The sequence below is a fragment of the Stenotrophomonas sp. SRS1 genome (assembly GCF_026130205.1).
GTDB lineage: Bacteria > Pseudomonadota > Gammaproteobacteria > Xanthomonadales > Xanthomonadaceae > Stenotrophomonas > Stenotrophomonas rhizophila_B.
In genome coordinates this window covers 702,415-717,840 of the sequence record NZ_JAINFD010000003.1, presented here as the reverse complement: position 1 = coordinate 717,840, position 15,426 = coordinate 702,415, and the positions used below count along the sequence as shown (strand labels likewise).

Annotated in this window: 4 protein-coding genes; 3 read left to right on the top strand and 1 reads right to left on the bottom strand. The window is 68.5% G+C overall.

From position 1 onward, the window contains the following. Positions 1-89 precede the first annotated feature (89 nt). A complete protein-coding gene (locus K4043_RS14040; RefSeq protein ID WP_265309668.1) occupies positions 90-869 on the top strand; it encodes a thioredoxin fold domain-containing protein in 780 nt (259 codons plus the stop codon). A 90-nt stretch (positions 870-959) separates the two neighbouring features. On the opposite strand, the gene K4043_RS14035 is transcribed toward K4043_RS14040, so the two are convergent. Then, the gene (locus K4043_RS14035; protein WP_265309667.1) at positions 960-3,068 is read right to left on the bottom strand and encodes a glycosyl hydrolase family 18 protein; all 2,109 of its coding nucleotides are present in this window, start codon (positions 3,066-3,068) and stop codon (positions 960-962) included. A 291-nt stretch (positions 3,069-3,359) separates the two neighbouring features. On the opposite strand from K4043_RS14035, the gene purL reads away from it, so the two are divergent. Both purL and K4043_RS14025 read left to right on the top strand, forming a co-directional pair. Beyond that, a complete protein-coding gene (gene purL, locus K4043_RS14030; RefSeq protein WP_265309666.1) occupies positions 3,360-7,244 on the top strand; it encodes a phosphoribosylformylglycinamidine synthase in 3,885 nt (1,294 codons plus the stop codon). A 450-nt stretch (positions 7,245-7,694) separates the two neighbouring features. Then, the gene (locus K4043_RS14025; protein WP_265309665.1) at positions 7,695-15,320 is read left to right on the top strand and encodes an ESPR-type extended signal peptide-containing protein; all 7,626 of its coding nucleotides are present in this window, start codon (positions 7,695-7,697) and stop codon (positions 15,318-15,320) included. Positions 15,321-15,426 lie beyond the last annotated feature (106 nt).

The following is a 15,426-nucleotide window of genomic DNA, read 5'->3' as shown; positions in this document are numbered from 1 at the left end:
GGCCGCGCGTCACCGTTCCACTGCGGTCCAGCTGTGTGAGCAGGCAGCTGTGCGAGAATCCAGCCTGACTCCTTACACCGGAATGCTCGATGCTCCGTGTTGCCATTGCGGCGCTCTTCGGCGCGCTCAGCCTGACTGCCTGCGCGCAGCAACCGTCCGCCCCGGCGGCCAACTCCACTGCCGCGGCCCCGGCCGCTGCCGGTGACGCCGACCAGCGCGTGCGCACCGCGCTCCAGCAGCTGGACCCCAACTTCAAGCCCGACTTCATCGGCGCGGCGCCGTTCCCCGGTTTCCGCGAGGTGTTGGTGGGTGGTCAGGTGCTGTACGTCTCCGATGACGGCCGCTACCTGATGCAGTCCCAGCCGTATGACATCCAGAACAAGGCGCCGGTCAGCAGCCAGGGCCTGCTCAGCTACCGCCGCAAGCTGCTTGACGGCGTGCCGCACAACGAGCGCATCGTGTTCGCTGCGCCGAATGCCAAGCACACCGTCAGCGTCTTCACCGACATCGAGTGCGGCTACTGCCGCAAGCTGCACCAGGACATCGCCGAGCTCAACCGCAACGGCATCACGGTGGAATACCTGGCATTTCCGCGCATGGGGCTGGGCAGCCAGGACTACACCGACATGATCTCGGTCTGGTGCGCGGCCGACCGCAAGCAGGCCCTGACCGCCGCCAAGACCGGCAAGGCCGTCACCCCGAAGAACTGCACCAACCCGGTGGCGATGCAATACAAGCTCGGCCAGCAGATGGGCGTCAACGGCACCCCGGCGATCTTCGCCGCCGACGGCACCCAGCTCGGTGGCTACCTGCCGCCGGCGCAGCTCAAGGCCGCGCTGGAGCGTGTCTCGGCAGGCGGCAGCCGCTGAAAACAGAACGCCCCGGCCAGGCCGGGGCGTTTTTCTGTCAGCGGGGGAGCGGCCTGCTCGATCAGCGAGGCAGCGTCCCCCGCGACGGTGTCACTTCAAGCCGTCACTGATCGCCTTGGTCAGCGTGCCCTGCGCATCATCGCCGCTGAACTCCCAGAAGAACGCACCGCCCAGGCCCTGTGCTTTCACATAGCCCATCTTCTCGGTGACCATGGCCGGCGTGTCCAGACTCCAGAACGTGGTGCCGTTGGAGATCCACGTGGCCTTGGCGACGTTGTCGGTGTAGACCGGCCAGTTGAGGTTTTTCAGCACCTTCCAGTCTTCGATACCGGCTTCGTACGTGCCCGGTGCCGCGCCGCTGGCGCTCTTGTAGAGCCCGTTGTTGCCGCTGGCCACGCCGGTCCAGCCACGCCCGTAGTAGCCGATGCCCAGGTTCAACTTGCTGGCCGGCACCCCGCGGCTGAGGAAGGCTTCCATCGCATCGTTGCTGTTGTAGAGCTTCTGGTCGCCGGTGGAGGGATCAGCCGGTGAATCGAACAGCGCAGAGTGATGGTTGGTCTGCGGATCCCACGCGCCGTGGAAGTCGTAGGTCATCACGTTGATGAAATCCAGGTACGGGTGGTAGCTGGCCGGATCGGTCACACGGATCTTGTCCACGCCGGCACCGACCGCCACCGTCAGCAGCAGGCCGGGTCGCACCGCATCCAGCTGGCGGCGGAACTCGGCCAGCAGCGCGGTGAAGTTGGCATTGTCGGCTGGTGTGCCGCAGCTCAGCCCGCACGCCACCGGGTACTCCCAGTCGATGTCGATGCCGTCGAACACGCCGAGCGCCGCGCCCGCGCCACCCGCGCCGTCGGCCACCGGCAGGTTGCCCTTGATGTACGCATCAATGCACGAGGCCACGAACGCCTGCCGGTTGGCCGGCTGCGCCGCGCTGGAGAAGCCGCGCGACCAGGTCCAGCCGCCCAGCGAGATCAGCACTTTCACGTTCGGGTGTTTGGCTTTGAGCTGCTTGAGCTGGTTCCAGTTGCCCCGCAGCGGTTGGTCCCAGGTATCGGCGACGCCGCTCACGCTGGCACCGGCAGCGAAGGACTTGCCGTAATCGGCGTAGGCATCGCCGCCCACGCCGGTGTTCGGGTCGGAGGCCTGGGTCACGCCGACTTCGCAGCGGTTGTTGCGCACGTTGCCGAAGGCGTAATTGATGTGGGTCAGCTTCGCCGCCGAACCGCTGGTGTCGATGTTCTTGACCTGGTAGTTGCGGCCATAGATGCCCCATTGGGTGAAGTAGCCGATCACCCGCTTGGTACCCCCTCCGCCGCCACCGGCAGCCGTGGTCACGCTGATCGAGCCGCTCTGCGCCGAGGCATTGCCGGCGTTGTCGCGTGCCCGCACGGTATAGGTGTAGGCCGTGCTCGCGGCAAGGCCGCCATCGGTGTACTGGGTGGCGCTGGGCGAGCCGACCAGGCTGCCGTTGCGGTACACGTCGTAGCCGGCCACGCCGCTGCCGCCGCTGTTGTCGGTGGCGGCGTTCCAAGCCAGGTTCACCGTCGTTGCAGTCCTGGACGGGGACGCCAGCCCGCCCGGGACGCTGGGTGGCGTGGTGTCGTTGCTGGCCGCGGTGACGGTCACATTGACCGTGGCCGAAGAGGTCACGGCGTTGTTGTTGTCGGTGGCCACCGCCTTGAAGGTGTGGCTGCCGGCCGAGGCATTGCTCCAGACCGCGCTGTAGGGCGCGCTGGTGTCGATGCCCAGCGAGGTACCGCCGCGGAAGAACTCGACCTTGCTGATGCTGCCGTCGGTATCGCTGGCAGTGGCGCTCACCGTGATGCTGCTGCCGGCGGTGAAGCTGGCGCCGGCGGCCGGGGAGGTCAGTGCGACGCTGGGTGGCTGGTTGCTGCCGCTGCCATCGCAGGCGCCGAGGTTGGTGTAGTAGGGCGCGCCGGCCGGGTGGTCGGGCGGGGCGTTCCAGATGTCCTGGTTGGCGCGGTACAGCACGCCGCCTTTCTGCAGAGTCTGGCCAGCGAGGTAGATGGCGGCCCCGTTCCATTCGGGCACCCCGGTACAGTTCGCGGCCTGTACCAGCGTGGGCGTGCCGGCGGCAGCGGCCAGGGCCAGCGCCAGCAACCAGCGCCGTCGGCGCGGAAGCAGGGCGGGGGAGGAAAACGATGTCACTGCACGGCGCGCAATCGGGTCTGGCATGGTCGGTCTCCGATCAGGTGGGCGCATGCCGCCGGGATGGCGGCATGCGTGCAGCAGGTCCGGGCGCCGGTGAGAGAGGCCGGCAACGACATGGGGGACGGACAGCACCTGGCGCTGGGGCCAGGTGGTGATAACGTTGTCATGTAATCCCCGCGCAATCCGTGAACCAGTGCATGGTTCGGGTGTGAACACACTTTGCCGCCGCCCAGGCAGCCCGATCCCCAGAGCCGGGCTGCGGCGGCCGACTTGGGTACAATAGTGGGCCCCGTTCCCAACCACGGTTCCCCGGACATGATGGTCCTCGAGGGCGCATCCGCCCTTTCGCCGTTCCGCCGCGAACGTCTTGAATCCCGCCTGCAGTCCCTGGCCGCCGATCTGCGCATCACCGGTGCCTGGCATGTCTACTTCATCCAGACCGAGGGCGATGCGGCCCCGGACCCGGTGATCCTGAGCCGGATCCTGGAAGCCCAGCCGACCCTGGCCGGGCGTGAGGACGGGGCGGTATCGCGCTTCGTGGTGCCGCGGTTGGGCACGCTGTCGCCGTGGTCGAGCAAGGCCACCGAGCTGGTCCGCGGTGCCGGGCAACCGATCCGCCGGGTCGAACGGGGTCTGCGCATCGATCTGGCCGGCTGGCCGGCCGACGCGGCCGCGCAGGAAGCAGTGATCCGCGCGCTGTACGACCCGATGACCCAGTCCGTGCTGGCCGAGACCGCCCAGGCGCAGGCGCTGTTCAGCGCCCCGGCGCGCGGTGAGCTGGAACGGATCGCCCTGGAAGATCTGGAGGCAGCCAACAGCCGCCTCGGCCTGGCCATGGCCCAGGACGAGATCGACTACCTGCGCCAGCGCTTCGGCGAACTGGGCCGCAAGCCGTCGGACGTGGAACTGATGATGTTTGCGCAGGCCAACTCCGAGCACTGCCGCCACAAGATCTTCAATGCCAGCTGGACCATCGACGGTGCCGACCAGTCGCACTCGCTGTTCCGGATGATCAAGAACACCCACCAGCAGACCCCGCAGCACACGTTGAGCGCCTACAGCGACAACGCCGCCGTGGTCGCCGGCTTCCCGGCCGCGCGCTATCGCCCGGATCCGGCCACCGGCCAGTACCGCAGCGAGGCCGTGGTCGATTCGGCGTTCTGCATCAAGGTGGAAACACACAATCACCCGACCGCGATCGCCCCGTTCCCGGGTGCGGCCACCGGTGCGGGCGGTGAGATCCGCGATGAAGGCGCGACCGGCCGCGGCGGCAAGCCCAAGGCCGGCCTGACGGGTTTCTCGGTCTCGCACCTGCGCATCCCGACCCTGCCGCAGCCGTGGGAGGCGCCGCGCGCGCTGAACCCGCGCATGGCCCCGGCGCTGGACATCATGCTGGATGGCCCGCTCGGCGGCGCCGCGTTCAACAATGAGTTCGGCCGGCCGAACCTGCTTGGCTACTTCCGCAGCTTCGAACTGCCCGAAGGCGAGGGCCTGACCCGCGCCTACGACAAGCCGATCATGCTGGCCGGTGGCCTCGGCGCGATCGACCAGAACCAGGTCGAGAAGCTGCGCCTGCAGCCCGGCGACGCGGTCATCGTGCTGGGCGGCCCGGCGATGCTGATCGGTCTCGGCGGCGGTGCCGCCAGCTCGGTCGCCTCCGGTGAGAGCGCCGAAGACCTCGATTTCGCCAGCGTGCAGCGCGACAACCCGGAAATGGAGCGTCGCTGCCAGGAAGTGATCGACCGCTGCGTCGCGCTCGGTCTGGACAACCCGATCCGCTGGTTCCACGACGTCGGCGCCGGTGGTCTGTCCAACGCGATTCCCGAGTTGCTGCATGACTCCGGCGTGGGCGGTGTGATCGATCTGGGCAAGGTGCCGGCCGATGACCCGTCGCTGTCGCCGATGCAGCTGTGGTGCAACGAATCGCAGGAACGCTACGTGCTCGGTGTGCCGCAGGCGCGCCTGGCCGAGTTCGCCGCGCTGTGCGCGCGCGAACGTTGCCCGTTCGCCGCCGTTGGCGTGGCGACCGCCGAAGAGCGGCTCGTCGTGGCGTACGGCGCCACCGTGGGCAATACCCCGGTGGATGCCCCGATCGATCTGCCGATGGACGTGCTGTTCGGCAAGGCGCCGAAGATGCACCGCGACACCGTGCACCCGTCGGCACCGCGCTGGCCGGCGCTGAAGACCGCCGGGCTGGACCTGCATGAAGCCGGTCTGCGCGTGCTGGCCCATCCCTCGGTGGCCTCGAAGAACTTCCTGGTCACCATCGGCGACCGCAGCGTTGGTGGCCTGACCGCACGCGAACAGATGATCGGCCCGTGGCAGCTGCCGCTGGCCAACGTCGCCATCACCCTGGCCGGTTTCGATACCGTGGCCGGTGAAGCCATGGCGATCGGCGAGCGTACCCCGCTGGCCCTGCTGGATGCGGCCGCGTCGGCGCGCATGGCGGTCGGTGAAGCGATCACCAACCTGTGTGCGGCGCCGGTGGATGCACTGGAAACGGTGAAGCTGTCGGCCAACTGGATGGCCGCGGCTGGCCATCACGGTGAAGACGCGCTGCTGTATGACGCGGTGCGTGCGGTCGGCATGGAGCTGTGCCCGCAGCTGGACCTGAGCATTCCGGTCGGCAAGGACTCGCTCTCCATGCAGGCGCAGTGGCAGGACAACGGCCAGGCGCACAAGTCGGTGTCGCCGGTGTCGCTGGTGATCTCGGCGTTCGCGCCGGTGGCCGATGCGAGCGGCCAGCTCACCCCGCTGCTGGACCGTGACGCGGACAGCGAGTTGTGGCTGATCGGCCTGGGCGCCGGCAAGCAGCGTCTGGGCGGCTCGATCCTGGCCCAGGTGCATGCCGACCATTCCGCGCTGCCGGCCTTCGCCGGTGCCGTGCCGGATCTGGACGATGCACAGCGTCTGCGCGCCTTCTTCGAACTGATCCGCGATGCGCGCCAGGCCGGCCTGCTGTTGGCCTACCACGACCGCAGCGATGGCGGTGCGTTCGCCGCGCTGTGCGAAATGGCCTTCGCCTCGCGCCTGGGCCTGGATATCACCCTGGACGCATGGGGCGATGATCCGTTCCGCAGCCTGTTCAATGAAGAGCTGGGTGCGGTGGTGCAGATCGCCAAGGAAGACCGCGCCGCGTTTGCTGATCTGGTCGAACGTCATGCACTGACCGAATGCGCGCAGCGCATCGCGCGTCCGACCACCGCCCCGGTGGTGCGTGTCTCGCTGCAGGGCGAAAGCCTGGTCGAGTGGCGCTGGGAAGCGCTGTTCGATGCCTGGTGGTCGGTCACCCATGCCATGCAGAAGCTGCGCGACAACCCGGACAACGCCGACCAGGAGCGTGCGATCGCGCGCAACTTCAACGCGCCGGGCCTGAAGCCCAAGCTGACCTTCGATATCAACGAAGACGTGGCGATGCCCTTCATCAACACCGGCGCGCGTCCGCGCGTGGCGGTGCTGCGCGAGCAGGGCGTCAACGGCCAGATCGAAATGGCGAACATCTTCGAACGTGCCGGCTTCAGTTCGTTCGACGTGCACATGAGCGATCTGATCGAAGGCCGTGTCGCACTGTCCGATTTCACCGGTCTGGTGGCCTGTGGCGGCTTCAGCTACGGCGATGTGCTGGGTGCCGGCCGCGGCTGGGCCACCTCGGTGCTGGAGCGCAGCGCGCTGCGGGATGCCTTCGCCGCGTTCTTTGCCCGCGAAGACAGCTTCGCCTTGGGCGTGTGCAACGGCTGCCAGATGATGAGCCAGCTCAAGGACATCATCCCCGGTGCCGAGCACTGGCCGCAGTTCCGCCGCAACCGCAGCGAGCAGTTCGAAGCCCGCACTGCGTTGCTGGAAGTGGTGGAATCGCCGTCGATCCTGCTGCGTGGCATGGCCGGTTCACGCCTGCCGGTCGCGGTGGCGCATGGCGAGGGGCAGGCGGTGTTCGGCACTGCGGTCGATCAGGCCGCGGCGCGTGTGTCGCTGCGCTACATCGATGGCGACGGCAACGTGGCCACGCAGTACCCGCTGAATCCGAACGGCTCGCCCGATGGCATCACCGGCCTGACCACCACCGATGGCCGCACCACGATCATGATGCCGCACCCCGAGCGCACCCCGCGTGCGATCAACCACAGCTGGCATCCGGACGACTGGAACGGCGATTCGCCGTGGCTGCGGATGTTCCGCAACGCAAGAGTATGGTGCGGCTGATACCGCGCACCGCGTCTGATGCGATGGAGTGAAAATCGCGTGAAGAAACCGCCGGCCTGTCCGGCGGTTTTCTTTTGTGTGGGGCACAAACTGATCGGGAGCAATGAGTTACACAGCGTTACAACGTGAAAATGCGTTATATCGTTTGATCACATGCAGCTAACAAAAATGCGCAATAACGCGGAGGTTTTGTGACGCGCGGCACGGTCATATGAAAATCAACGTCAAAGTCTTGACGTCATTGAAACTGTACGTTAACACTGCATCCTCATTTCGACAGCGTTCAGTTCCACAGTAACCGCATGGATGGCGAGCACGCTGTAGGTATCTGCCAGCCATTGCGCACAACGCAGTAAATCAAGCGAAAAAACGCCCCCAGGGGACGTTGGACCACGCGGTCCGGCGTTGGCGTCGCTTTGCCTAAAACCAGCCTAATCAGGAGCCGCATCGATGAATCGGATTTATCGCAAGGTCTGGAACAAAGCACTGGGGCAGATGGTCGTCGCCTCGGAATTGGCCAGCAGCCAGTCCTCGGGTGTCGTCATCGATCAACGCCGAACCGCTGGCGGACGCAACACCGCGCTGCTCTCGGCCGCCATCGCGTTGACGCTTGGATTAGGCGCGGCAGGCGCTGTGCAGACGGCACACGCGCAGTCGGTCGAAGTCGGCGGCAATGCGAATTGCCTGGTGCTCAACAGCGGCATCGTCGACAGCTGCGTGGTCGACGGCAACGCCACAGCCTCGGGCACCAATGCGGTCGCCATCGGCAGCAACAGCACCGCCTCCGGCGCCAACAGCGTGGCGCTCGGCGCCGGCTCGAAAACCAACCGCGCCAACACCGTGTCGGTCGGTGATGCCGGCAAGCAGCGCCAGGTCACCAACGTCGCCGCCGGCACCGCCGCTACGGATGCGGTGAACAAGGCGCAGCTGGACAAGGTGGCGGTCGCCGCCGAAGGCGCGACCCGCTATTTCAAGGCCGATGGTGACGGCACCGCCGCCGATGCTGCGACGATCGATGGCGAGGGTGCGCTGGCCGCAGGTGCCAGCGCCAACGCCGATGGCGACGGCGCAACGGCCCTGGGCAACAGCAGTCAGGCGATCGGCAATGCCACCACGGCCGTTGGCAACCAGGCACTCGCGGTTGGCCTCGGTGCAAGTTCGTTCGGCCAGGGCAGCATGGCCTTCGGTGATGCCAGCATCGCGCTCGGCCAGAGCGCGGCGGCATTTGGTCTGGGCGATGTCGCCCTGGGTGCATCAGCGGTAGCGGCCAGTGAGAACGGTGCGGCAACGGCAATCGGTGGTCTGGCCGAAGCCAGCGCCGATGGTGCGACCGCGATCGGTGGTGGTGCGCTGGCCATTGGGCCGGGCAGCACCTCGCTGGGCCGCGGTGCGGCCAGCGCGGGCGAAGCCTCGGTGGCGGTGGGCGCGTTCAGCGTCGCGGTCGCGGATTTCAGTGCGACGCTCGGCGCGAATTCGGCGGCGGTTGCCGTAGGCAGTGTGGCGCTCGGCGCTGGCTCGTACGCCGATCGCGTCGACACGGTGTCCGTCGGCAATGCGGACAACGGCCTGCGTCGCCAGATCACCAACCTTGCCGACGGCACCGAAGACAGCGATGCGGTGAACAAGGCGCAGCTCGATGAGGTTGGTGCGGTCGCCGCGAACACGAGCAGATACTTCCAGGCCACCGGCAGCAGCGACAGCGATGCCGGTGCGCTTGCGGCAGGCGACAACGCAACCGCGATCGGTGAAGCATCCAACGCGCTGGCCAACGGCGCGACCGCGCTCGGCAGCGGCGCCACGGTCACCGCGCAGAACGCGACGGCCGTCGGCTACAACGCCAGCGCCACCGGTCAGAACAGCGCAGCCTTCGGCACCAACGCACAGGCCAATGGCCCGGGCAGCGTGGCCGTGGGCGGGGCCGCGGTGGATGCCGACGGCAACCAGCTGATCACCAACGGCGGCGTGCCGGTCGATACCGGCGCGACCAGTGCCGGCGTCGGCGGCACGGCGGTCGGCGCGAGTGCGGAAGCGGCGGGCTTCGCGTCGTCGTCGTACGGCGTGGGTGCCTACGCATCCGGTGCACAGGCCTCGGCATTCGGCGCGGTCTCCAATGCCACCGGCGACTACGCCACGGCGGTCGGTACGCAGAGCGTGGCGACCGGCAACAGCAGTACCGCCATTGGCGGTCCGGCGGATCTGCTGCCGGGCCTGGGCTTCTTCGTGCAGACCCAGGCCAGTGGCGAAGCCGCCACCGCGGTAGGTGCCGGTGCGATCGCCAGCGGCGACTACGCCGTGGCCAACGGCACGTTGAGCGAAGCCTCGGGCACCGAAGCCACGGCCGTGGGCTACTTCGCCTACGCCCCCGGCGAGGGCGCCACCGCACTGGGCGCGGAGACCTGGGCCAGCGGTGAACTGAGCACAGCGGTCGGTTTCTACAGCACCGCACGCGGCGCCAACAGCGTCGCCCTGGGCGCCAATTCCACCGCCACCCGTGCCAACACGGTCTCGGTGGGTGACGTCGGCAACGAGCGCCAGATCACCAGCGTCGCGGCCGGTACCGAAGCCACGGACGCGGTCAACAAGGCGCAGCTCGATGCGGTTGCGACCTCGGCCTCGGCGACCTCGGCGCAGTTCAAGGCAAACGGTGCGGCCAGCGGTGCGGTCGGTGCGTTCGCCGAGGGCGACGATGCATTGGCGGCCGGTGAAGCCAGCAATGCACTCGGCGCCGGTGCCACCGCCGTGGGCGGTGGGGCAACCGCGGTCGGCGACGACACGGTGGCCTTGGGGCGCAACAGCAGTGCGACCGGCAACGGCAGCGTGGCTATCGGTGGCCTGGGCCAGGCGTATGACGAGTACAACCAGCCGCTGGTCGATGACCAGGGCAATGCGATCCTGATCGGTGCCACCGCGGCGCCGGACAGCGTGGCGGTCGGTGCCGGTGCACAGGCTACCGGCACCACCAGCAATGCGTTCGGGAGTGGCGCACAGGCCACCGGCAGCAACAGCCTGGCCAGTGGCTACAAGGCACGCGCCACCGGCGATTACAGTGTGGCGCAGGGCGACAACGCCTTCGCCAGCGGTGAAGAAACCACGGCAACCGGCGCATATGCGTGGGCCACTGCGGATGGCGCCACCGCGTTCGGTTCCAGTGCGTGGGCCACCGAAGCCAACGCCACGGCGGTGGGTCAGTCGGCGTGGGCCAGCGGTACCGGGTCCACCTCGATCGGCTACAACAGCTGGGCGCGCGGCAGCAGTTCCACCGCGCTTGGCCGCGGTGCCTTCGGCTACGGCGACAACAGCGTCGCTGTCGGTTTCCAGGCGCTAGGCAACAGCATCAACAGCATCGCCATCGGTACCAATGTCGTGGCCGGCGGTGAAAGCGCGATCGGTATCGGTGCCGGCAGCAATGCCAGCGCGTCCAATACCGTGGCGCTCGGCGCCGGTTCCGTCGCCGACCGTGCCTACACCGTCTCGGTTGGCAACGATGGCCGGCAGCGCCAGATCACGCAGGTTGCCGCCGGTACCGAGGGCAGCGATGCCGTCAATCTGGATCAGCTGACCGCCGCGACGGACCAGTTCCAGGCCAGCGGTGACGGTGTTGCCGTCGCAGGTGGCGAGGAGAGCGTGGCCGCCGGTGCAAACGCGGCGACCGACGGCGATTACGCCACTGCGGTCGGTTCGAGCAGCTTCGCAGCTGGCACCGGTGCATCGGCGATCGGCAGCGGCGCCTTCGCCTTGGCGGACAACGCCAGTGCAGTAGGCTTCAATGCCGTCGCCAGCGGTGCCAATGCAAGTGCAACCGGTGCCAACGCGCAGTCGACCGCCGAGTACGCAACGGCGACTGGTGCAGAGAGTCTGGCTTCCGGCGAGCAGAGCACCGCGACCGGTGCGGCCAGCGTTGCCTCCGGCGCCGGCAGCCTGGCCGGTGGCGCGCTGTCCGATGCGGCCGGTGAGGAGTCGGTGGCCCTGGGTTACTTCAGCAGCGCCAGCGGTGATGGCGCGACGGCCGTCGGCGCGGAAAGCGTGGTGAGCGGGACCCTCTCTGCGGGTTACGGGTTCGCCTCGGAAGCGACGGCCAGCTACACCACTGCGATCGGTGGCTATGCGGTGGCCTCGGCCTTCAACGCGACCGCACTGGGCAGCTTCGCCCAGGCGACCGGCTCCAACAGTGTGGCGGTCGGCGGTGATGCTGAAGCCTCGGGTGCGTACAGCACCGCGACCGGCCAGGGCAGCCTGGCCAGCGGTACGAACAGCGTGGCCGTCGGTGGTGCGCTGTTCGGCCTGCTGCCCACCGAAGCCTCGGGCAACTACTCCACGGCCGTTGGCGGTGGTGCATGGTCGCCGGGCGTGAACAGCACGGCGCTGGGCAATGCGGCGACCTCCAGCGGCGCGAACAGCGTTGCACTCGGTGCCGACTCGATCGCCGATCGCGATGACAGCGTGTCGGTCGGCAGTGCCGACGCGCAGCGCCAGATCACCAACGTCGCGGCCGGTACCGATGGCACCGATGCGGTGAACGTGAATCAGTTGAATGCGGTGGCCGATACCGCTGCCACCACCAGCAAGTACTTCCAGGCCAGCGGCAGCGATGACAGCGACGCCGGTGCCTATGTGGAAGGCGACAATGCGCTTGCTGCCGGTGAGGCTTCCAATGCCATCGGCAACGGCGCCAGCGCGCTGGGCAGTGGCGCTACTGCCGTTGCCGACAACGCGACAGCCGTGGGCTTCAATGCGCTGGCGAGCGCTGAGGGGGCCGCAGCACTGGGCAGTGACGCGCAGGCCACCGGCGAAGACAGCGTCGCGGTCGGTAACGGTGCCAGTGCCAGCGAGATCGGCGCGAGCGCGACCGGTGCCGGCGCACAGGCCGCAGGTGCCTACGCCACGGCTACCGGCAGCCAGTCCACGGCGAGCGGCCAACAGGCGACCGCCAATGGCTTCCGCGCCAGTGCGTCCGAAGCCGGCGCCTCGGCCTTCGGCAGCTACAGCGAAGCGACCGGGCAGCTCTCGTCCGCGCTGGGCTATGGCGCGGTGGCCTCCAACGCTTACGCCGTCGCGGTTGGTGCGGCCTCGACCGCGTCCGGCTCGGGTGCGGTGGCGGTCGGTGAATACTCCGAGGCCACCGGCGATGAGAGTGTGGCGATCGGTGGCACGACCTTCTTCGGTCTGCTGCCGTCGCGCGCCTCGGGAACGGGTGCATCGGCGTTCGGTGCAGGCGCTTGGGCGACTGATGATTACGCCACCGCGATCGGCTGGAACTCGTGGGCCGATGCAGGCAATGCCACCGCGCTGGGCGCCAGTGCCAGCGCGGAGGGGGTGAACAGCGTTGCCCTCGGTGCCGGTTCCACTGCGGACCGTGACAATTCCGTCTCGGTCGGCACGGCGACGGCCCAACGCCAGATCACCAACGTCGCCGCCGGCACCGAAGGCACGGATGCGGTGAATGTCGATCAGCTGAACGCGGTCGCCGATGTGGCTGGAACCACCAGCCGCTTCTTCCAGGCCTCGGGCAGCGGTAATGGCGACGACGTCGGCAGCTATGTCGATGGGGCGTATGCCACCGCCGCGGGTGAGGCCGCCAACGCGTTCGGCACCGGGGCCTCGGCCTATGGCAGCGGCGCGTTGGCCTCAGGCCGCAATGCGTCTGCGTCGGGCTTCAATGCGTCGGCAACGGCGGATTCGGCGACCGCGATCGGCGGTGCGCTGTACTACGAAGACGACAATGGCAACGTCCTGCTCGACAAGGCCACCAGCGCCAATGGCGTGGGCGCCACTGCACTGGGCGCTGGCGCACAGGCCGAGGGCAGCTTCAGCACGGCCACCGGCGCCGGTGCCACCGCGGCAGGACTGCAGTCCTCGGCCTTCGGCTACAGCGCCGAGGCTGCCAGTGACTACAGCACCGCCGTCGGTACCTTCAGCGCGGCCAGTGGCGTACGCACCACGGCGCTGGGTTACGGGGCCGAGGCCAGCGGTGATTACGCCTCCGCACTGGGCTGGGGCAGTGCCGCGTCTGGCAGCTACGCCAATGCGATCGGTTATGCATCACAGGCCAGTGGCGAGAACAGCGTCGCGGCCGGTTCCAATGCCTGGGCCACCGCCGCACGCACCACGGCGGTAGGGCAGCTGGCATGGGCAACCTCGCAGGGCGCAACGGCCATCGGCCAGGACAGCTATGCCTACAGCGGCATCAATGCCACGGCCTTGGGCACCAGCTCGTCGGCCAGTGGCGCAGGCAGCGTCGCGCTCGGCGCCGGTGCCCGCACCAGCGAGGCCAATGTGGTTTCGGTCGGTGGCGGCAACGGCACCACCGGCCCGGCGACGCGCCGCATCACCAATGTCGGTGACGCGGTCAATGCCAGCGATGCGGTGACCAAGTCGCAGCTTGATTCGGTCGCGGCCACCGCCGATGCGGTCGGCAAGCACTTCCAGGCCAGCGGCAGCGGCGTGGCCACGGCCAGCGGCAGTGATGCCCTCGCCGCGGGTTCCGGTGCCACCGCCAGCGCAACCCGCAGCAGTGCACTGGGTACCGCGGCTGTCGCTTCCGCGGCAGGTGCCACGGCCGTCGGCGCCGATGCTTCGGCACGCGGCGCCAACAGCACCGTGCTCGGTCGCCAAGCCTCCACCAACGCCACCAACGGTGTGGCGATCGGCAACGGTGCGTTCGCCAGCAACGGGGCCAACAGCATCGCAATCGGTTCAGCGGCGGGTGTCTCCGGTGCCAACGCAGTGGCGCTGGGTGCCGGCTCACGGGCGGTCGAAGCCAATGTGGTCTCTGTCGGCGGTGGCAACGGCACCGACGGTCCGGCCACGCGCCGCATCGTCAACGTCGGGGCCGGCCGTATTGCCGCGGGCAGCACCGACGCGGTGACCGGCGGCCAGCTCAACACCACCAACCAGCGTGTGGGGGCAGTGGAAACCCAGGTCGGTGAGTTCGATTCCCGCATCGGCTCGGTCGAGAACGTCACCGCCAATGCGCTGACCTACGACGACAGCAGCCGCGACACGCTGACCCTGTCCGGGCTGCAGGGCACCACGCTGGACAATGTCGGCAGCGGTTCGATCGCGTCCGGCAGCCGCCAGGCGATCAACGGCGGCCAGTTGTTCCAGTCGCTGACCGATGTCGCCACCTTCCTCGGCGGCGGCGCCAGCGTGGGCATGCAGGGCGTGTTCGTGGCGCCGAACTATGTGATCCAGGGCGCGACATACAGCAACGTCGGCGATGCACTCGGCGCACTTGACCGCAAGGTCAGCGATCTCGATCAGCGGGTTGCCGGTGGCAGCAGTGGCAGTGCACGTGCACGCACCGCCTCGCTGTCGACCGCCAGGGTGGCAGCGGACACCAGCGCAGCACCGGACACCAGCGCAGCGCAGGATGGCAGCGCTGCGCCGGAGGCCAGCGTCGTCACTGCCGCAAGCGACACCGCCGTCGCCACCGTGCAAGGCGCGCCGACCGCAGCGAGTGTCGGCAGCAGTCAGCCGATCAACGCGCCGGCGGCAGCACCTGCGGTGGTGAACGCGGTGGTGATGGGCGAGGGGGCCGTGGCCAGCGGTGCGTCGGCCACAGCGATCGGCCAGGGCGCGACCGCGTCGGCCGCCAACTCGGTTGCGCTGGGCCAGGGCTCGGTCGCCGACCGCGCCGACACGGTCTCGGTCGGCAGTGCCGGCAATGAGCGCCAGGTCGCCAACGTCGCCGCCGGTACCCAGGCCACCGATGCGGTCAACAAGGGCCAGCTGGATGGCGGCATCGCGACCGCCAACAGCTACACCGACCAGCGTTTCACCTCGATGGCCGACAGCTTCGACATCTACAAGGGCGAGATCGATCAGCGGTTGCGTCACCAGGACCGTCGCATTGATCGCCAGGGCGCGATGAGCGCGGCCATGCTCAACATGGCCACCAGTGCCGCCGGCGTGCGTACCCAGAACCGCGTCGGTGTCGGCGTCGGTTTCCAGGGCGGCGAATCGGCGCTGTCGCTTGGCTACCAGCGGGCGCTCAGTGAGCGCGCCACGGTGACCCTGGGCGGTGCCTTCAGCAGTGATGACAGCTCGGTCGGCGTGGGCGCCGGCTTCGGCTGGTAAGTCGTTCCAACGCGGGGCCGGATCCGGTCCCGCGGCAACGCAATGCAAGGCCTGAGGGGGCGGGTCACGGGAACCCTGGCCAGGGCCGGCCAGGGAGCTCGCATGG